Annotated in this window: 20 protein-coding genes; 3 read left to right on the top strand and 17 right to left on the bottom strand. The window is 36.8% G+C overall.

Annotated elements, in window-relative coordinates; genetic code table 11:
• Window positions 1–82 precede the first annotated feature (82 nt).
• From AM608_RS02115 to AM608_RS02080, 9 genes are all read right to left on the bottom strand, one after another.
• On the bottom strand, window positions 83–640 hold the full coding sequence (locus AM608_RS02115; protein ID WP_053580613.1) for a hypothetical protein: 558 nt from the start codon (window positions 638–640) through the stop codon (window positions 83–85).
• A 16-nt stretch (window positions 641–656) separates the two neighbouring features.
• Entirely contained in the window at window positions 657–1349 is a 693-nt protein-coding gene (locus AM608_RS02110; RefSeq protein ID WP_053580612.1) for a hypothetical protein, read from the bottom strand.
• Window positions 1350–1459: 110 nt separating this feature from the next.
• Window positions 1460–3079 (bottom strand): ABC-F family ATP-binding cassette domain-containing protein, encoded by a 1620-nt coding sequence (locus AM608_RS02105; protein ID WP_053580611.1) that lies wholly within the window; start codon window positions 3077–3079, stop codon window positions 1460–1462.
• Window positions 3080–3256: 177 nt separating this feature from the next.
• A complete protein-coding gene (locus tag AM608_RS02100; RefSeq protein WP_053580610.1) occupies window positions 3257–3952 on the bottom strand; it encodes a bifunctional 2-polyprenyl-6-hydroxyphenol methylase/3-demethylubiquinol 3-O-methyltransferase UbiG in 696 nt (231 codons plus the stop codon).
• A gap of 19 nt (window positions 3953–3971) precedes the next feature.
• The gene (locus AM608_RS02095; protein ID WP_053580609.1) at window positions 3972–5285 is read right to left on the bottom strand and encodes a restriction endonuclease; all 1314 of its coding nucleotides are present in this window, start codon (window positions 5283–5285) and stop codon (window positions 3972–3974) included.
• Window positions 5266–7611, bottom strand: coding sequence for an McrB family protein (locus AM608_RS02090; protein ID WP_053580608.1), 2346 nt, complete (start codon window positions 7609–7611; stop codon window positions 5266–5268). Before AM608_RS02090 ends, AM608_RS02095 begins: the two co-directional genes overlap by 20 nt.
• 96 nt (window positions 7612–7707) lie before the next feature.
• Window positions 7708–8214: an Lrp/AsnC family transcriptional regulator gene (locus tag AM608_RS02085; protein ID WP_015782926.1), complete on the bottom strand. Its 507-nt coding sequence runs from the start codon at window positions 8212–8214 to the stop codon at window positions 7708–7710.
• Window positions 8215–8379: 165 nt separating this feature from the next.
• On the bottom strand, window positions 8380–8544 hold the full coding sequence (locus AM608_RS11970) for a hypothetical protein (RefSeq protein WP_157466225.1): 165 nt from the start codon (window positions 8542–8544) through the stop codon (window positions 8380–8382).
• A gap of 79 nt (window positions 8545–8623) precedes the next feature.
• Window positions 8624–9679, bottom strand: coding sequence for a M14 metallopeptidase family protein (locus tag AM608_RS02080; protein ID WP_053580607.1), 1056 nt, complete (start codon window positions 9677–9679; stop codon window positions 8624–8626).
• A 387-nt stretch (window positions 9680–10066) separates the two neighbouring features.
• On the opposite strand from AM608_RS02080, the gene AM608_RS02075 reads away from it, so the two are divergent.
• Both AM608_RS02075 and mnmE read left to right on the top strand, forming a co-directional pair.
• Complete coding sequence (locus AM608_RS02075; RefSeq protein ID WP_048746356.1) at window positions 10067–10513, top strand: helix-turn-helix transcriptional regulator; 447 nt, start codon at window positions 10067–10069, stop codon at window positions 10511–10513.
• A 56-nt stretch (window positions 10514–10569) separates the two neighbouring features.
• Window positions 10570–11988: a tRNA uridine-5-carboxymethylaminomethyl(34) synthesis GTPase MnmE gene (mnmE, locus tag AM608_RS02070; RefSeq protein ID WP_053580606.1), complete on the top strand. Its 1419-nt coding sequence runs from the start codon at window positions 10570–10572 to the stop codon at window positions 11986–11988.
• Here the strand turns inward: mnmE and AM608_RS02065 are convergent.
• The 8 genes from AM608_RS02065 to AM608_RS12375 all read right to left on the bottom strand — a co-directional run bounded on the left by AM608_RS02065 (window position 11950) and on the right by AM608_RS12375 (window position 18744).
• Complete coding sequence (locus tag AM608_RS02065; RefSeq protein ID WP_053580605.1) at window positions 11950–12420, bottom strand: hypothetical protein; 471 nt, start codon at window positions 12418–12420, stop codon at window positions 11950–11952. The two genes, mnmE and AM608_RS02065, sit on opposite strands and share 39 nt — an antisense overlap.
• A gap of 4 nt (window positions 12421–12424) precedes the next feature.
• Window positions 12425–12985 (bottom strand): hypothetical protein, encoded by a 561-nt coding sequence (locus AM608_RS02060; protein WP_002671901.1) that lies wholly within the window; start codon window positions 12983–12985, stop codon window positions 12425–12427.
• 27 nt (window positions 12986–13012) lie between these two features.
• Entirely contained in the window at window positions 13013–13771 is a 759-nt protein-coding gene (locus AM608_RS02055; protein ID WP_053580604.1) for a hypothetical protein, read from the bottom strand.
• A gap of 3 nt (window positions 13772–13774) precedes the next feature.
• On the bottom strand, window positions 13775–15520 hold the full coding sequence (locus AM608_RS02050; protein WP_053580603.1) for an alpha-amylase family glycosyl hydrolase: 1746 nt from the start codon (window positions 15518–15520) through the stop codon (window positions 13775–13777).
• A gap of 40 nt (window positions 15521–15560) precedes the next feature.
• Window positions 15561–16665, bottom strand: a protein-coding gene (gene prfB, locus AM608_RS02045; RefSeq protein ID WP_111973254.1) for a peptide chain release factor 2 whose coding sequence is annotated in 2 segments (ribosomal slippage) — window positions 15561–16604 and window positions 16606–16665 — 1104 coding nt in all. Because the reading frame shifts where the segments join, the coding sequence is not laid out codon by codon here.
• A 54-nt stretch (window positions 16666–16719) separates the two neighbouring features.
• Window positions 16720–17274 carry a ribosome recycling factor gene (frr, locus tag AM608_RS02040; protein WP_009750469.1) on the bottom strand — a complete coding sequence of 185 codons (555 nt, stop codon included), beginning with the start codon at window positions 17272–17274 and terminating at the stop codon, window positions 16720–16722.
• A 69-nt stretch (window positions 17275–17343) separates the two neighbouring features.
• Entirely contained in the window at window positions 17344–18051 is a 708-nt protein-coding gene (gene pyrH, locus AM608_RS02035; protein WP_002671891.1) for a UMP kinase, read from the bottom strand.
• 462 nt (window positions 18052–18513) lie between these two features.
• Complete coding sequence (locus AM608_RS12375) at window positions 18514–18744, bottom strand: hypothetical protein (protein WP_253273500.1); 231 nt, start codon at window positions 18742–18744, stop codon at window positions 18514–18516.
• A gap of 262 nt (window positions 18745–19006) precedes the next feature.
• Here AM608_RS12375 and AM608_RS02020 point away from each other — a divergent pair, with 262 nt between their 5' ends.
• Complete coding sequence (locus AM608_RS02020; RefSeq protein WP_053580602.1) at window positions 19007–19825, top strand: endonuclease I family protein; 819 nt, start codon at window positions 19007–19009, stop codon at window positions 19823–19825.
• The last annotated feature ends 5 nt before the right edge of the window (window positions 19826–19830 follow it).

Genomic DNA, 19830 nt, shown 5'->3' with positions numbered 1-19830 from the left:
CGGTGGTGATTTTCTATTCAACGGACTTGATTTTTTGTTCTATGGGGTTAAAATTACATTCTTCCTACTTTTAAAATAAACATTAAAAGCCAAAAAAGCTTGGATTAGTCAATATATTAGCCAATATATTAGAAGCAATATCTCCGCCAAACTTCTTTAAGGTTTCAACTATTTTAGATTTCTTTTTCTCAGGTTCAAGTTCCTTATCATCTATGATAGTTTGTATTTCTTTTTGTTGTTTACCATTCAATTCATCTTGAAATGCTTCAATGATCAGATTAATACTTACACTTGTTTGTTGGTTTTGACTTTGAGTAATATTAAAATGAAAGTTTTTTTCTTGTTTTGTACTTCCTTTTTTAGGTTCATCAGGAATTTCTTTTATAGCATTTAATAAAGCTAATATTTTTCTATGATTTTCTGGATCAATATCAATTGATAATTTTTCAAAATCATTTAATTCACTTGAATATTTTGATTTGATTAATCTTTTTATTATTGAAATCCAATTTTGATATTCATCTTCTTCTTTAGTTTTATAAACATCATAAGGAAAACAAATATCTTTATTATAATTAGGATCTTTATATATACTTTTACCTAATTTTTCTCCTTTTGAAATAAGTTCATCTATATTCATATTTTTAATATTCTTTTTAATCTTGTTCTGTTTGGTCTAATTTCAAGTCTGGATAATGATCAATTTTACTTTGTAAAAATAACCTTGAAATATAACTCAATGATAACGTTATTATAGGTATCAGAATAACTCCTAATATATGTAAAACAATAGAAAGACATCTATCATCTATAAATTTCATAAATTCTTTTAATAACAAAATTCCCCAAGAAATAGTTATTATAAAAGAGAAAAGAATTGCAACTTTTGATGTAGAAATATTAGCTCCATTGATAGGACTAAAATATTTATTTTCTGTTTCTTTATTAGCAAAAACAGAATATACTCTTTCTTCATTCTTTAATTTCAGATATTTTTTTTCACAATCATTAACTAACATTATAAAATTTATATTCCAATAATAATATCCTTTACAAGAAAGAAACCATAATAGAGAAATTATATATCCTAAAATAAGTATCATTATTATTTCTAATTCAAATGATGAAGATTTATTAGAAGTTTTAAGAGTACAAAAACCTATAAATAAAGTACCTATTGCAATATAAAAATAAGATAGCCATTTATTGAAATTATCATAATGGAAATTCCTTGCTGCAATTAGTGTTTTATATCTTTCAAGAGGTGTAAACTCTTTGCATCCATCTACTGAAGTATTATTTAAAGAAGAATTTTCTTGTTGGTTAGTCATTTCTTGATTATTTTCCATTTACTTTTATTTTTTAATTTTTATTATATATTTTTCCTCCAAAACACTCTGGCAAAGCTCATTTAAATCACCTTTTTATACAACGAACTTTGCCAAAGTGTTATTAGTCACTATCCTCGGTACATCTTTTCCCTCAATTCCTGAATATTCTTGTCGTCCATATACTCATCAAAGGTCATATAGCGGTCGATAATGCCACTAGGGGTAAGCTCAATGATACGATTGGCGACGGTTTGTGAAAATTCGTGGTCGTGGGTGGTAAAAAGCACGGTGCCTTTGAAGTTTTTCAGCGAGTTGTTGAAGGCGGTGATGCTCTCCAAATCCAAATGGTTGGTAGGTTCGTTGAGCATTAGCACATTGGCGCGCAACATCATCATACGGCTGAGCATACAGCGCACTTTCTCGCCTCCTGATAGCACTTTACAGTTTTTGAGAGCTTCTTCGCCACTGAAAAGCATCTTGCCCAAGAACCCACGTACATATACTTCCTCGCGTTCTTCCTCTGTTTTTGCCCATTGGCGCAACCAATCCACCAAAGAAAGGTCTTGAGTGAAGAAATCGGAGTTATCCACTGGCAGGTAAGACTGCGAGGTGGTGATACCCCACGCAAAAGTACCCGCATCGGGCTTGAGGTTGCCGTTGAGAATCTCATAAAAGGCAGTAGTGGCACGCGAATCCTTGGAAATTACAGCTACTTTGTCGTCTTTGGCTAGGTTGATGTCCACATTTTGGAACAATACCTGTCCGTCCACAGACGCAGCGAGGTTTTCCACGTGTAGGATTTGGTCGCCTGCCTCGCGGTCACGCTCGAAAATGATAGCAGGGTAACGACGAGAAGACGGTTTGATTTCCTCAATATTGAGTTTCTCCAACATCTTCTTACGAGAGGTTGCCTGCTTTGATTTTGCCACGTTGGCACTGAAACGCGCAATAAATTCCTGCAATTCTTTGGCTTTCTCTTCCGCCTTTTTGTTCTGTTGCGCACGCTGACGGGCTGCCAACTGACTACTTTCGTACCAGAAAGTATAGTTACCCGAATAATGATTGATTTTTCCGAAGTCTATATCGGAGATATGGGTACAAACAGCATCGAGGAAGTGTCGGTCGTGAGAGACTACAATCACCGTATTGTCATAGTTTGCCAAAAAGTTCTCCAACCAGCTGATAGTCTCGAAGTCGAGGTCATTCGTAGGCTCGTCCATTATGAGTACATCGGGGTTACCAAAGAGGGCTTGTGCCAAAAGTACTCGCACTTTGAGCTTGCCGTCCATTTCGGACATCATAGTGTAGTGCATATCTTCGGTAATGCCCAAATTGGAGAGCAGGGCTGCCGCATCACTCTCGGCATTCCAGCCGTTCATCTCATCGAACTGTATTTGTAGCTCACCGATGCGTTCGGCGTGCTCATCGGAATAGTCCGCATAGAGGTCGTCCATCTCTTTTTTGACTTTGGAGAGGACTTTGTTGCCCATAATCACGGTGTCGAGCACAGTATAGTCGTCATAAGCGTAGTGGTCTTGTTCGAGCACCGACATACGCTTGCCCGGTTCGAGGATAACGCGCCCCGAAGTAGGTTCTTGCTTGCCTGAAAGGATTTTTAGGAAGGTAGATTTGCCTGCCCCATTGGCACCGATGATGCCGTAGCAGTTGCCTTGTGTAAAAGTTACGTTTACCTCATCGAAGAGGACGCGCTTGCCGAATTGTACGGATAAATTGGATACTGATAACATTGTTAATGATTAATGTTTAATGATAAATGATTAAATTAAATATCTACTATAAATATAACGTTGAGTTACTTGTTTAAGGCACATAACATTCCTAATCGTGCCATAATGTATTGTTTTAAAGTGCAAAAGTACGGAATATTTGTGAGATATGAAAATAATAGCAATCGTATAGAGAAGTTATTTCTGAGCTGTTACAATAAGCGCCATTGAAGTTTCAGGATTAAAAGGCTCTTTTTTGAAGTTGCCGTATAGTTTAAGGTCTTTAAAACCTATTTGAGAGAGCCATTGGGTGAGTTCTTGGGAAAGAATAGACTGTAAAAGCTCTTCATTGGCAATAGTTTCGTCCAAAACTGTCCTAAATATTACCTTGTTATCGCTATTTAAGTGATAAGAACGCTCAAACTTTACTTTTTCGTTCTCTATTAGAGGTAGGTTACCGAGAAAATTACTTTCTTTCTGGGCAAAATACTTCTCAAAGTTTACCATTTGCAAGATAAGTTTGCCTCCTTGCGTGAGTTGGTTATAAGCCTTTTTAAGAAAAGTCTGCACTTCGTCTTTATTATCCAAATGTGGGAGCGTGTTCCCAATGTTGATAATAGTATCGAGCATAGGTAAAGTATCGATAGCAAGCATATTGAGCTCTTGCACTTCAATATCCTTGGCAGTAGCCTGAGCAATGAGTGCCTTACTGAGGTCGATAGCCGTAACATCATAGCCCTGTGCGCGCAGATAGGCGGTAAGGTTGCCCGTACCTGCCCCTACATCAAGAACTGTCTTGCCGTACACTTCGGCATCGAAAAAGACTTTATGTGCAGGCGATAGCGGGAAGATAGCATCGTATTTCTCAGCGATACTATTGTAGAATTGTGACATATTTTTTAATGATAAATGATTAATTGTTAATGATTAATGGAACAGAAACACTTAATTTGTAAATATTTCTGTACTGATGTATCTCCTTTTTATTTGCGATGTTTAAATCGGTATTTTGTTCGAATGAGGGGTAGATGATAAGGCAATCTATCAACCTATCGCCATCTATTTTTAGGGCTTTATAAACCCTTTCCAAACGCGCATAAGCACTCACCTGACGAATATCGTCTATCACTCTACTATCTTCATAAACAGTTTTGTATTTGGCATCAATCACCATTTTGTATTCTGGAGTGTTGAGCAAGAAATCTAATTCGGTATAATCACCCGTAAAATGATAGTATACCTCTCCCCTACTGCCGAACTGTTCTTGTAGTTTTTTGTATACATATAACTCAAAAAGTTTGGGCATATCTATCCAAAAAGGCGGAATAGCCACTTTTTGTTGGGTTGTTTCAGTGATATTATACGAAAAACGCTTCAAAATCTGCTTTCCGATGCGAATAGCTTCCTCATATTCTTTAAAAAAAGGATTAGTAGTGATTTTTTTGAGGTTTTCTACGTTAAGTTCTTCTGAAATCAACTCAAAATGCGGTCTACAATACGTAATAAGTTCTCGAATAGACTCGTCATTGCCTGCAAAGTAATTAGAGTGTGTATTCTTAAAGCTGATAATAAACTGCAAGACTTTCTTCAAAAAGCGATTTTCGAGGCTATCCATTCCAAACTCTTGATACCTACATACGTGAGCTGTGAGTTTGTTCTTAAAAACATTTTGTTTGAGGTGCTTATCTAACTGTATCTTGCCTTTGATGCGGTTATTAAGATTCTCCTCCACCGTGTAGTACGATTTTTTAAGTCCTTTGCGCACAATACGCTTCAGTAGCAATAGGAATTGTACCATTAGGAAAGGCGTGAGCGTGTCTTTTTGTTGTTCGATGGCAATTAGCGGTTCGTCCCAATAGATTTTGATAAGATTTTGTGTATGTTTGGGGTCGAGCACCGTAATGCTGAGAAGCATTTTTAGGTAGTCGATTTCTGCCCATTCTTCCTCTTGGGTAAGTAAGCCTTCAACAATCTGTTTTTTATTCATTTTAGGCTCTATATATACGAATTTGTGATGTTTTACCAACCACAAAGCTCCCACGTAATAGCCTGCCTGCAAACACACTTCTTCCTCATTTGTACGACTAATTTCAAAAGGATATATAGGATTTCCCCATTTATCTTTCTTCAATACATACGGACAAATCTTAGGTATTGCTTCAAAGTAAATGCTTTCCTCTTCTTTTTTGATGCTATAGGGTTGATGTTCAAGAAGGGTTATTTTCATAGACTAATGTTTTAATTTCTTGCATTTGTTCTTCAATCTTTATATTATCTATGAGTATCCCATCTTTTATGTATTCCAATAGAATAGGCTTGATTTCGTATTCCCAACGAATAGACATAGGCACATCTTTTCCATCGCTATATTTTTTCTGAATAAAATACGACTGTCCAAGCCACACATCTTCTGGTTTAAATTCAGGTGATAAGGTTTTGGCACGTTTTAATTCAGTATCTGTATTGTTAATATATTCATCATAGTTCTCAATAAAAAGCTTACTTACTGCTTTAAACAAGTTTTTATCAAAATTCCCTTCTAACTCCTTAGGCAACATATTCACAAAAGCAAAGCGCCGACGAATGGCATAATCTATATGCCCTACCGAGCGGTCAGCCGTATTCATTGTACCGATGATGTAGAGGTTAGGTGGTAGAATAATTTTTCTACTTTCCTTAGTATCATCTAAAGCATACATACTCTCCACGGATTCCCCGCGATATTCCAAGGCATAGATGAGTTCCCCCAATACTGTTGAAAGGTTCGCACGGTTGATTTCGTCGATAATGAAAACGTAGTTTTTAAGTTTACTTTTATGAAAGATATACTTCTCTAAGAATTTTTCTATAAGTAATTTATAGTTTGAATATCTTATTTCTACCCCTAATAAATCTCTAGTATTTTTAGCTGTTATTTCAAAATTCTCTTCTATTACTTTTTCTATTAATTTCTTAAAGAAATTAAAATCAATAGTAGAGACCGTGTTATCTAATAAAAATTCTTCTTCTTTTATATTTGTAATAGCTGTTTTTTCATCAAGAATGTATTTGTTTTCTTTTTCTATAATATTTTGAATTTCTCTTTTAAACCTATCAAAATTATTGTTTATCCAAGATTTTATATTTCCATCACTATAAAGATAATTTGTTAAAGCCTCTTTAGCAAACTCAGCTAACACTTTATTTTCAGCTGTATAGACAATGCCTCCACTTGTTTCATTGGGTTGCGCTACAATGCCCCTTACAAAATCTTCGTAAGAGTAACTGGGGTGAAACTGAATCAGTTTAAACTGCTCATTACCCTCTAAACTATCATTGTCATTCAAACCTAATAGCTGTTTGGCAATACGCTTGGCTTCACGGGTTTTACCTGTACCTGGAGGACCTTGTAAAATGATTTGGTGTTTATAATGTAGTAGGTCAATAATCGTAGGCTTAATCGCTTGATTTGTCATATTACTTTCTATTGTTTCAAATTCTACTTTGTATTTCTTTTCAAAAACATATTCCCTGAAATAGCTATTATCATAACTTTTAGGATAAGTTTCCTTATCAAGTGCTATCTCTTCTTTGACAGCATTTTTGATATTAGGGTAATATGTTTCAATATGTTGTGGGGTTCCCTGATAATAAAGAAAAGCATTGTTAGGTCTTTCAAACTCTTCCCTTCTCAGTTTTGGGATATCTACTTCCCTTCCTGTAATAAAAAGAAATTCTTTGGGACTTACACTTAAACAAATCCTCTTCCCTATGTGATAACGAAGTGATTTTTCATCTAATCTAACACTGAACACTTGATTTTCGGTATCTCCTAATGCTAAATCCTCTATAATATTTCCTAATTTGTAAAAGAAAACAGAAGCCCAATGCTTAGGAATCTTATCCAATACGTTTCTAAATGCTTTTTCTGAAGAAATTGTCATATTCTGGTACACAATATCCTGAGCCAATAGCAAAGGTTCATCAAAACCTTGTGGAATAAAGTTGCTCGTGAGATGTTTTAACTCAGGATTGTTAAAATAAGTCGTGATTTCGGTAAGCAACTCAATAAAATGCTCGTATTTGCGCTCTTTTCGAGAAACTTCTCCTAAATACTCACATAACTTAGTATAAATATCCCTTTTATAAAAAGTATACTCATTAGGGAATTTCAGCGTCAGTAAAAAAGAAAGAGTACGCTCATCAATTTTTGTACTAAAATTTGTATTGCTTTTCTCTTTTAAGTCATCAATAACATTTTCAGTAAAAGTCCTGCATTTTCCCAATTTGGTATAGAAATCATCAGCCCCATAAACAATACCCAACAATTCCTTTAATTTCGTTGGATAGTTTTCTCCTAACGCTTCCAATATACCAAAAGGACGGTAATCTACTAAATTATCCTTTTTCCGAAAAGCCTCTTTAAACATTTCGTAAAAATCAGGGGCATTAATATCCCAATGCTGCTCAAAATGTTTTATTGCCTGCCATTTATACACTTCATCAGGATTAGAAGGTTTTTCTTGTAAGAAACGAATGTAATTGCTTATGAGCGCTTGTATTTTCTCATTCATAGTATTTCAGTTTTTGCGCAACAAAATTACTCAATTTTCTGTATAAACAAAAAGAGCTACCCGATTTTTCATTCAGATAGCCCTTTTAAAAAGTTCTTATTTAGTAGTTAAAAAATCATATAAATCCAATTCTCGGAAAGCCTTATGAAGCAAACGACTCTTATCGTTAAAAGCCTCTTCCATCGATATCATTGTCTCTGAGCGCGACACACCTTGAATGTCGTCTATCATATAAATAACTTCCTTAGCGTGTTTCACCCCCTTTGTCCTAATTTTACAAAACAGATTGTATTTCCCCGAAGTAATGTGTGCCTCTGTTACAAATGGGATAGCCTCTAATTGTTCCAAAACATACTCAGCTTGATGATTGCGCTCCAAAAAGATACCCACATAAGCAATAAAAGTATATCCCATTCTCTCGTAATCTACTGAAATGGCAGAACTTTTTATAATTTCCAATTCTTCCATTTTTCTTATCCGTACATTCACTGTCCCCGACGATATATCAAGTGCCTTAGCAACATCTATATAGGGTTTTCGTGCATCTTCTATAAGAATATCCAATATCTTAAGATCCATTTCATCTAATCTATATTTTGCCATCTACATTAAGTTTATGAGTTCTTTTTTTTAAAAGCGCAAAGTAACAATGTTTTTTTGTATATTCCAAATTGCAACATACTTTTTAAGTTGAAGTCTACCTATAACCTTTTTTTATCTCTGCCTTAGCTTCAACCTTCCTTCTACTTAGGTTCGTTGTTCCTTCGTTCATCGTTCGTCTTTTGTTCGTTGTAGACCCACTGTAGACCCACTGTAGACCCACTGTAGACCCACTGTAGACCCACTGTAGACCCACTGTAGACCCACTGTAGACCCACTGTAGACCCACTGTAGACCCACTGTAGACCCACTGTAGACCCACTGTAGACCCACTCATTGTTCGTCTATTCTATAAGTTTCCTATAAGCTCCATCTAATTAACCATTAATCATTAACCATTAACCATTCACCATTAATCTATTTTCAATGTCGATAAATCCAAGTGATTTTTAATATAATCTTTATCAATAGCTGAACTTATAAACTTCGATAAAACATCTTCTTTATGTCCGTATTTTTTAGATAAATTACCTATCTCAGCAATATAAGGCAGAAACAAGATTTGTCCATTCTCCAAAACTTCCTTATAAAGAATACCTACATCATTACCACAGTGAGTGTCGTCTCTTAAAATAATATCGTAAAAACATTTATCGTTTTCAGGTATACTGAAGTAATCTTTGTAATTTACATTTGTAACATCACAAGTGGCTATATATTGTAGAGCTCTAAATATAGCCATAGCAATATATACTCTCGTTTGTTCACGGTTGTAATCATTAGAAAAGTGCCCTGCTTCAAAAAGAATAGTGGGAGTACCTAATTGTGTATACTTATCTCCCGTACAATTGATATTAAAACTATCGTCAAAACGCGCTACCTGATTAGGTATATGGTGCTGTAAAGTGTTATTCATTACTACAATCACTTCCATTGCCTTCTGGCGTACTTCATTAATACTGCGCTCTTCGTTATAAGCAGGTGCTAAGAAAGAAACTGTAGCTGGCAAAGCGGTCTGTCCTACACTGAAAATAGTGCGCTGGTCGTGCAGATTAAAGCAATAATCGGGCTGTACAAGTTCATAAGCTATCCGTAAACACTTGCTCTCAGGTTGTGTAAGTTCATTGGCATCACGGTTAAGGTCTATACCGTTATGATTTACACGTGTAAACACCTCAGCACCGTCAGGATTAAGCATAGGAATGCAATAGACACTTAATTCCGATAAGAAATCAGCTGTTTTAAGCTCGTTTAAAACATCAAAAAGCGCTTTGGTAGTAGTTGATTCATTACCGTGCATTTGCGACCACATAAGTATCTTTTTATGGCCTTTCCCTACTCTGTACAGGTCAATAGGTGTCCCTTTAACTGAAGTACCTAAGGATATTACCTCCTCAAAAGGGTATTTATTTAAAAGTGGGGCTATCATCGGATAAGTGATATAACGCCCAGAAAGCTGTTTTTTCATCTGTATATTAATATTTAAAAGCAAAAGTAATAAATATTCATTAAAGTACAACCTGTAATAAAGTAAAAGTTCCTTTATATTTCAGAGTTACATTTGTATCACTTAGTATTTACACTTGTAAAAATATTAACAATACTAAATATACTAATCAACGATTATTATGCTTTATAAAAAAGCTTTTCTTTCTATTCTGAAATAGCATTTTCATAATGATTACACTTATAGATTATTCTTATAGTAGTTTTATATAATACTATAAACTAATAATTTGCGTTGTAATTATAAACAAACACTTTAATATGATAAAAAATATCCTTGTTTATACTTGTATATCTCAAAATATTGATTTACATTTGTGCATTCTTAGAAAAATAAACAAACGTTACAATGTTAAACACATCAGACTTTGCCATTCGCTTACAACAAGTGATGGATTATTACGGTTTAAATGCTGCAGCCTTTGCTGATAGCTTAGAGATTCAGCGTTCAGGGATTTCTCATCTCTTATCAGAACGCAACAAACCGAGCTTGGATTTTATCCTAAAGCTCATCGAAAAATTTCCTGAAGTAGATATGTATTGGATTACACAAGGAAAAGGAAGTTTCCCTCGTAAGGAAGATAAAGAGCTTGCCAGCGCTAAAAAAACGCAACAACCTGACCTTTTCAGTGATATTCCCGAAATAGAAATGCAAGCCCCTACTCCTGCTCCACCTTCTGTTGCAATAAAAGAAAAGCAAATAGAGACAAAAGCTTTACCATTACCCACTAATAAGCATATTAAACGAATTATTTTCTTTTATGAAGATAATCGCTTTGAGGTTTTTGAAAATTAGTAGATTGATAGTAATGAAAAAATCACTACATTTGCACCAATTTTCAATAACATAGAATGAAGAGAGATAATTCTTTATATATAAATGATACGATTGTAGCTTTGGCAACTGCTTCAGGGGTCGGTGCTATTGCTGTAATTCGCTTATCGGGAAAAGAAGCCATTGCCATTGCCGACTCGGTGTTTAAGCCTCATAGTGGAAGATCTTTACTTGAAGCTCCATCACATACAGTTCATTTAGGAACTCTCGAAAGTAAAGACCAAGTAATCGACGAGTGTTTGGCTACTATTTTCAAAGGAACTAAATCTTATACAGGTGAGCCCGTAGTTGAGTTTTCGTGTCACGGAAGTAATTATATCGTAGAAGAAGTTATCAAGTTGTGCTTGGCAAAAGGAGCTCGTTTAGCCGATGCAGGGGAGTTTACCAAACGCGCTTTTCTCAATGGTAAATTAGCGCTCAATCAAGCGGAAGCCGTTGCCGATTTGATTGCCTCCGATAGTAAGGCTTCTCATCAGGTAGCATTACAGCAAATGCGAGGTGGGTTTACTTCTGAGATAGAAGGATTACGACAAGAATTATTGAACTTTACCTCATTAATAGAACTTGAATTAGACTTTTCGGAAGAAGATGTAGAGTTCGCCGATAGAACTCAGTTTAAGTTGCTTTTAAGCACTATTAAAACCACTGTTTTATCTCTCTTACAATCATTTTCAGTAGGTAATGTACTAAAAAATGGTATTCCTGTGGCTATTGTAGGCAAGCCTAATGCAGGTAAATCTACTTTATTAAATGCCCTTCTGAACGAAGAACGCGCTATTGTATCGGATATTGCAGGTACTACCCGCGATACTATTGAAGAAACGCTTCATATAGGAGGCATTGCTTTTCGTTTTATTGATACCGCAGGAATTCGTGATACTCAAGACCAAATCGAGGCTATAGGCGTACAAAAAGCTAAAGAAAAGATAGAAAAAGCCTCTATTGTGCTCTACTTATTCGATGTAAAAGATAGCTCTGCCCAAGAGATCATCTCTTTTGTAAAAGAAAATTACCGCGAAGGAACTAAATTTGTACTATTACATAACAAAACTGACTTATCAACAGAAAGTAATATAACTCCTTTTGATAATGAGATTTTACAATCCTTGAAAGGCTATACCGATACACTACTGAGAATATCAGCTAAAGAAGGAAATAATATTTTAGCCCTTAAAGATTTTCTCTCTCACTATGCTCAAAGTCTTAATAATACAGGTAAAGCAACTATTATTACTAATATCCGCCACTACGAAGCTCTACACAATACCTTACAAAGTATTGAAAGAATAGAACAAGGATTACAATTACAACTTTCAGGTGACCTATTAGCTATTGATATCCGCGAAGCTCTCTATCATTTAGGTACTATTACAGGAGCTGTAAGCAATGATGAGGTCTTAGGGAACATCTTTTCCCGCTTCTGTATCGGCAAATAAGATATCTTGCTGAATATTATTCTTTTTTTTCTTATTCTTGAACAACAAATAATAAAAACAAGTGATAAACCACCCTACCCAAAAGAGATAAAACCCTAAATGAAAGCTTAATCTCATCATTTTGTGTGAAGTAGTTGTGAAGTCAATATAGGTAAAGTAAGCTCCTATTCCCCCTAAAACAATAAGTAAAAAGGCTAATAATCTACTAAACGATACGCTTACTTTTGTTCTAAACAGTTGTAATACAACAATAAGTACTAACTGTATTACCAATAATAAAAGAGCCGTTTTCCACCAAGTTTTGAAAATGGTATACTCACGGTACATTGTACTTATGCCTATTTTCCCTATAAACGACATTTTGGATATTAAAACCCCAGATATAAGGCTTAATAATGCTTGTGCCAAACCAAGTATAGTTACGTTTTTCATAAGTTTATTTCTTTATAATCTTCCAGCCATTTTTCTCATTGTATTTCAGCTTAAATTTCTGAGTAATAAAGGTTGTATTAGGATACGGGTCTTTACCAAAATTATAAAAAGGTGTTTTCTCTTTATCTAATACTACATTACAAATAACCACCTTTTCTGAGTTCTTCTCAATAGTAATCCCTTTATCATTTAATTTATAAATGATTGTTTTAACATTAGCACTGTTCTTGTTCTGTTTCACAAGGTAAGGAAGTGCTTCTTTAGTAAGAGTAGGAGAGATTACATATACACTATCCTTTGAAAACCATCTCTTCCTACTTTTCTCATTATTAATATCAATAAGCCCTTCATCTGCTAATTCCTGTATAGTAATTAGCAAATCTTTGTCTTTAGTACTGTCTAACTTCTGCTTATTGGTATTAAATTTCCCTGTCTCAAATAAAGGGTTCTCTTCTAAATAATCAGCAATAAGGTTAGACACCTCATCTTTACTTATTTGATTGCTCGAATTACAAGCTGTAAAAAAGCTTAAAGCTAAAACTATGAGTGAAAAATAAAACTTCATATATCTAAATTTTTAATTATTATCTTATTAAATACTTGCCATTGCCTCATAAAAGTCGGCTTCGTCTATGCCCATATTCTGGCATACCCATTTGGCTGCTTCTATATAGCTCAATTGTTCAGCACTTGTTTCACCTAAGGGTAATTCACCTTCGGGGGTAATGAGGTAAGTCTCTCCATTATGAGTTTCAAACGCAGGAGTACCATACTCCATCTTGCGAATAGGACTCTCATTATTCCCTACTAACTCATTTAATAGCAGGTCTTCTTCATTGTAAATGAGTATTCCTCCTTTGGTTATCCCCTCTATAAATTGTTTATAAATATCTTTATTTTCTTCTATCATATCGCTGATAAGAGCTACTGTGGGGTGCAACATAGCTCCCTCTTCATTGCCTTCTATAAGCACAAATTCAGTATCAGCAAAATGCACTTGCTTCCCTTCGATAGGACTTTCAAAGTAGTAGCTCACTGGTTGATTACAAAAATCCATAGTGTGAAGCACCTTTGCCAATACTTCTTTTCTTCCTTTGTTACCTGTAATTACTACACGAGTTTTGTGTTTAAAGTATTCGTATAGAAAAGAAGTAGGTGATAGAATGTTAAGTCCTAAGTGTTGCGCTTGTAATAAGTCTGGGTGTGTATGAGAAAGATGCGGGTCTACCACCACGTAATCAATTGTAGCCGTCATCTCTTCGGGGAGTGTAGTGATATGATGTCTTTTGTGTAGCTCAGCCATTAACGGACGCAAATGCGTACTGGGAGCTACTATAAAATGAATGTTCATAATTTACGAATCTACTAATTTGCTAATTTTGAATATTAAAGACTCCAAAGGCGCTATATCTACTCGCAATCTTCCTTTGCCATTTGCAATCTGTAAGGTAGTGTGTTTTTCATTGTAAAGAGCATCGATAAGCGTATAAGTACCATCGTTTAAGAACCAACTACCCAACAAGTAATCTGGCAACTGTAAGTCAAAACCAAAGTAGTCGTGCTCACTAAAGTTGCTCACAATCACCCACTGTTCGTCCTCATTGCCTCTTGCAAAACTGTACACCCTATCGTTGTAATACTCAGTATTCTGCCGATTGTATTGGTGCAAATCAATATAAGCCCCATTTACTTTTAAGTTGAGTAATCGTTGGTAGAAATTGCGTAAAGAACGTTCTGCCTCTGATAACTGACCGCCGTCAAAGCGCTTGTTATTCACCCAACGCTGGTGTGCAGGAACACCTATATAATCAAAAATAGACGTACGCGACGGACTACCAAATCCTGCTACTTCTGCTGCTTTCTCCCCTACTTCCTGACCAAAATACAGCATCACCGGCGACTCGCTAATAAACATAGAGACTGTCATCGCTGGTTTAGCTTTTTCAGCATATCCCGCAAACTCAGGCGAGGCTATGCGCTGTTCGTCGTGGTTCTCCAAGAAGTGTAACATACGATGTGCAATATCAGCAAGACTGCTTTGTATAGCCACAATGGCATCAGTGCTGTGTCCGTGAGTCACAATATTGCGCAAAGTGTCGTAAAGTTGCACTTTGTCGTATAGATAGTCCATCTTGCCTAAATGCAGATAAGGACGATATTCATTAGGATTGTATACTTCAGCCAATAAAAATGCCTTTGGATTTTGGTGCTTGATAGCCGAATTGAGATAACTCCAGAACTCTACCGGCACCATTTCAGCCATATCATAACGGAAGCCGTCTACTCCTTTCCCGAGCCAATACAAGGCTATATCTTTAAATTTTCTCCAAGTGTCGGGTACTGTTTTATCAGCCCAAAAGTGGTAATGTGCTTCAGTATCTTCATTTTCAAAGCTTGCAGGTAGTTCAGCAAAATCTTTAGTGCCGTCAGGTCGTACCCCGTAGTTGAGTTTTACCGTTTCATACCAGTCATTGCGGTCGGGTTTAGAAGCGCGTGTCCCATTGCCCGTCCATTTGGCAGGAAACTCGTGATACTCACCATAAATACCCTCAGGCAACTGAAAAGCTTCATTAGGATTGTAATAGAAATTGTTATTTACCGCATATTGTACGGTGGTATCATCGTCTTCGCCAAAACCGCGTGTGCCTTCCGGCTTGGCTATACTCTCATACCGACGCGCCACGTGGTTAGGCACTATGTCCATTATTACTTTCAGTCCGCATTGGTGGGTACGGGCGATAAGGGCTTCCCATTCCTCCAAGCGTTGTGTAGGGTCATCGGCAAGGTCGGGGTTTACAGTGTAGTAATCCTTAATGGCATAAGGCGAACCCGCACGACCTTTTACCACTGCGGTAAAGTCGTTACTGATACCATAAGCCGTATAGTCAGTAGTAAGGGCGTGGTGTAACACCCCTGTAAACCAAATATGTGTTACTCCTAATGCTTTGAGTTCTTCAAGAGCTTTTGTAGTAAAGTCAGCAAACTTACCTACACCGTTCTCTTCTATCGTCCCCCAAGGTTTATTAGTGGTATTAGTATTGCCAAAAAGCCTTGTAAGCACCTGATATACTACTATTTTATTATCATTCATTACAGCCATATTCTAAAAGTATTAACCACAAACCATTAATCATTAACTATTACAAATCGCCCGTACGGCTCGTACCCATAAGCATTAGGTAGGCTTTGAGAAACTCATCTAATTCACCGTTCATTACGCTATCTACATCAGTAGATTCGTAATTGGTGCGCACGTCTTTCACAAGTTTGTAGGGGTGCATTACATAGTTGCGTATTTGTGAGCCCCATTCTATCTTCATCTTTCCTGCCTCTATCTCATCACGCTTGGCTTGACGCTTTTTGAGCTCTATCTCATACAACTGCGATTTGAGTAGTTGCAACGCCTTGTTTTTATTATCAAGCTGACTGCGGGTTTCGGAATTCTCAATAATGATACCCGTAGGGTGGTGACGCAAACGTACAGCTGTCTCTACCTTGTTTACATTCTGCCCGCCAGCACCACTGGAGCGCATCGTCTCAAAGGTAATATCAGCGGGATTAATGTCTATTTCAATAGTATCATCTACCAAAGGATACACGTATACCGAGGCAAAAGAAGTATGGCGTTTAGCATTACTATCAAAAGGTGAGATACGTACCAAACGGTGTACGCCATTTTCACCTTTTAGGTAGCCAAAAGCGTATTCGCCTTCAATTTCTATGGTAACCGTTTTTATTCCTGCCACATCACCTTCTTGGAAATTAAGTGTTTTTACCTTATATTTTTGGTTATTGCACCACATCGTGTACATACGTAGTAGCATCGATGCCCAGTCACAGCTTTCAGTACCACCTGCCCCTGCCGTAATTTGCAATACGGCACTCATCGTATCGCCCTCGTCCGAAAGCATATTGCGGAACTCCAATGCTTCAATAGCGTGTAGGGCTTGGGTGTATTGGTGGTCTACATCCTCCGCAGTAGCTTCGCCTTCTTTAAAAAAGTCAAGTAGTACTTCTATATCCGAGGTAAGATTTTCGGCTTCCTCATAGTCTTCCACCCATTTCTTTTTAGTGCGAAGCTCGCGCATCACTTTCTCAGCTTCTTTCGCATTATCCCAAAAGTCAGGTGCAAAAGTCTTTTCTTCTTCGTTGCTTATTTCAATGCGTTTAGCATCTACGTCAAAGATACCTCCTTAACGCACCCAGGCGATTCACTAAATCCTTTACTTGTTCGTTGTTTGTCATTTCTTATTACTTATTGTATTACTATACCCTCTTACCTCTTATCTCTTACCTAAACTAAACTTTTAGGATCTCAGCTTCTTTTACAGCTAATACTTCTTCTACTTTCTTGATGTATTTGTCGGTGAGCTTTTGTACACGCTCTTCAGCTTCTTTCTTCACATCGTCCGAAGCTTCTACCTTTTTAATCTCTTTATTAGCGTCTTGGCGGGCGTTGCGCACACTTATTTTAGCGTCTTCACCTTCACCTTTGGCTTGTTTCACGAGCTCTCTACGGCGTTCTTCGGTAAGTGGTGGTACGGTAATAATCACCATTTCGCCATTGTTCATTGGGTTAAAGCCCAAATTAGCTATTTGGATAGCTTTCTCAATAGGCTGAATCATTTTCTTTTCCCAAGGTTGAATAGAGATAGTACGTGAGTCGGGAGCTGATACATTGGCTACCTGACTAAGGGGAGTTTGCGCACCGTAATAGTCCACCATTACACTGCTTACCATTTGCGGACTCGCCTTGCCAGCGCGGATATTGGCTAAAGCCTTATCTAAGTGTTGCAAAGCCTCTTGCATCGCTTCGCTTGTAGTTTCTAAGATAATATTAATTTCTTCGTTCATTGTATATTGTTTTTAATTATTTGTTAGTTGTTAGCCTTCAATTGTTAAAGAAGCATCGCAATATAACCATTAATCATTGACCGTCGTTCCTACGTTTTCGCCTGCTACTACTTTAGCGAGGTTGCCTTTTTTGTTCATATCGAATACGATGATAGGCAAATGGTTTTCTTGGCTAAGGGTAAAAGCCGTCATATCCATCACTTTAAGGTTTTTATCAATACACTCATTAAAAGAGATATGGTCGAACTTCACCGCATTAGGGTCTTTTTCAGGGTCGGCATTGTAGATACCATCTACACGAGTACCTTTAAGGATTACATCGGCATTGATTTCGATAGCGCGAAGTACTGCTGCCGAATCGGTCGTAAAGTAAGGATTACCCGTTCCCGCTCCAAAAATCACTACGCGTCCTTTTTCTAAGTGGCGTACTGCACGGCGTTTGATAAAAGGCTCGGCTATAGCTTCCATCTTGATAGCTGTTTGCAAACGGCTAAAAAGTCCTTCGTCTTCTAAGGCACTTTGTAGGGCAAGCGAGTTGATAACGGTAGCCAGCATACCCATATAGTCGCCTTGCACTCTATCCATACCATTGCTAGCACCAGCTACCCCGCGGAAGATATTCCCCCCGCCAATTACTATGGCCACTTGCACGCCTTGGTTCACTACCTCCTTAATTTCGGCAGCGTATTCTTTTAAACGTGCGGGGTCAATGCCGTACTGGCGACTTCCCATAAGGGCTTCTCCGCTGAGTTTTAGTAAAATTCGTTTGTATTTCATATATGAAAAATGTATTTTATCTAAAGAGTCTGTTTTATAACAAATCGTATATACGTACTTATTTTGGGGGCAAAGATAATGATTAATTAACAATTAACAACATACCATTGAGAATTAAATTCGCAAAATGCGTTCTTTTTTTCTTTCATTTCCACTTTATTCCCCTCTTATTCTTAATTTTTCTTCGTCTTTCCCCTATCTATCCGTGTGGCTCGCACCCTCATTTGTTCGTTTTTCCTATAAGCTCTCTATATCTACATTATTTTATTCTCCCACCCTCATTTGCTAATTTGCTAATTAACTCATCTACTAATTTTATGTGCCCGTGTGGCTCGCACCGTCATTTATATAAACTTTGCCAAAGTTTCAAATCTTTGGAAAAGTTGAAATCCACTAATAACCTTCTTTTTATCTCTGCCTTAGCTTCAACTTTCCTTCTACTTAGGTTCGTTATTCCTTCGTTCATCGTTCGTCTTTTGTTCGTTGTAGAGCCACTGTAGAGCCACTGTAGAGCCACTGTAGAGCCACTGTAGAGCCACTGTAGAGCCACTGTAGAGCCACTGTAGAGCCACTGTAGAGCCACTGTAGAGCCACTGTAGAGCCACTGTAGAGCCACTGTAGAGCCACTGTAGAGCCACTGTAGAGCCACTGTAGAGCCACTGTAGAGCCACTGTAGAGCCACTGTAGAGCCACTCATTGTTCGTTTATCCTATAAGCCTTCTTAATTTCACCATTAATCATTAACCATTAATCATTAATCAATATTTGCTTATTTAATAATTACTTCGTACCTTTGCACTATCATTTAATGAAAATAAGAAATAAAGAAGTATAATGCAACAGTCTGTTTTCAGTACTGATATTACACATCAAGATGAGAATGTACTATTGAAAAACGTTACTAATGCTAAAGTTAGCTTTTTCGTGTAAACAAATAACTAAAAATTAAATACATATGAAAAGAATTTATGTTTTATTATTCGTAATGCTCTTGTTAGCTTGCAAGAATGATGACCAAGCACAACCTCTCCCTGTTGTACCTCCTGCTCCTAACCCTCCTACCACCACTACTCCCACTACTGAGGAGCCCATTCCTCCTGTAAAGATTACAGTACCCGAGGAGTTAAAAACTTACTATAAAGGGTTTGATTTCACTAAAACGGGGACAGCTTTGTATGATGATTTAGCAGTTCTTACTATTAGTAAGCATAAAAATCAATTAGGTTATGGTGAGCGCCATAAATATCTTTATAAAGCCGATGCAAGCCTTAAAAATCCTCAAAATGTTGTACTGGTTTATACAGGAGAAGAACGTTTCTGGAGAGAGTACAATAGTGGAAGTAACACTTATAAACCCCAAACATTCAATACAGAACACATCTATCCACAATCAAAGTATAAGGGAGATGCTAAAGGTGATTTACATCATCTAAAAGCTTGTGATAGTAAACTAAATGGTAGTAGAGGAAATATTCCTTTTACCGATGGTAAAGGGAAAGCTGGTCGTACAAAAGGCGCTTGGTATCCAGGAGACGAATGGAAAGGAGATGTTGCACGAATGATTATGTATATCAACTTACGATATCACGACAGAATAGACGATGTTATTGTATTAGGAGGACTTCAAGTTCTCCTAAAATGGAATGACGAAGATCCTGTTTCTGACCTTGAACGTCAGCGTAACAATGTGATTGAAAAGGCACAAGGTAACCGTAATCCGTTTATTGATTTTCCTCAATTGGCGCGTCCAGCATACAAAGGTTATAAGCAGTAGTATTT

This window comes from Capnocytophaga sp. oral taxon 323 (genome assembly GCF_001278825.1).
Lineage (GTDB): Bacteria > Bacteroidota > Bacteroidia > Flavobacteriales > Flavobacteriaceae > Capnocytophaga > Capnocytophaga ochracea.
This window is presented reverse-complemented; position numbering and strand designations above follow the sequence as displayed.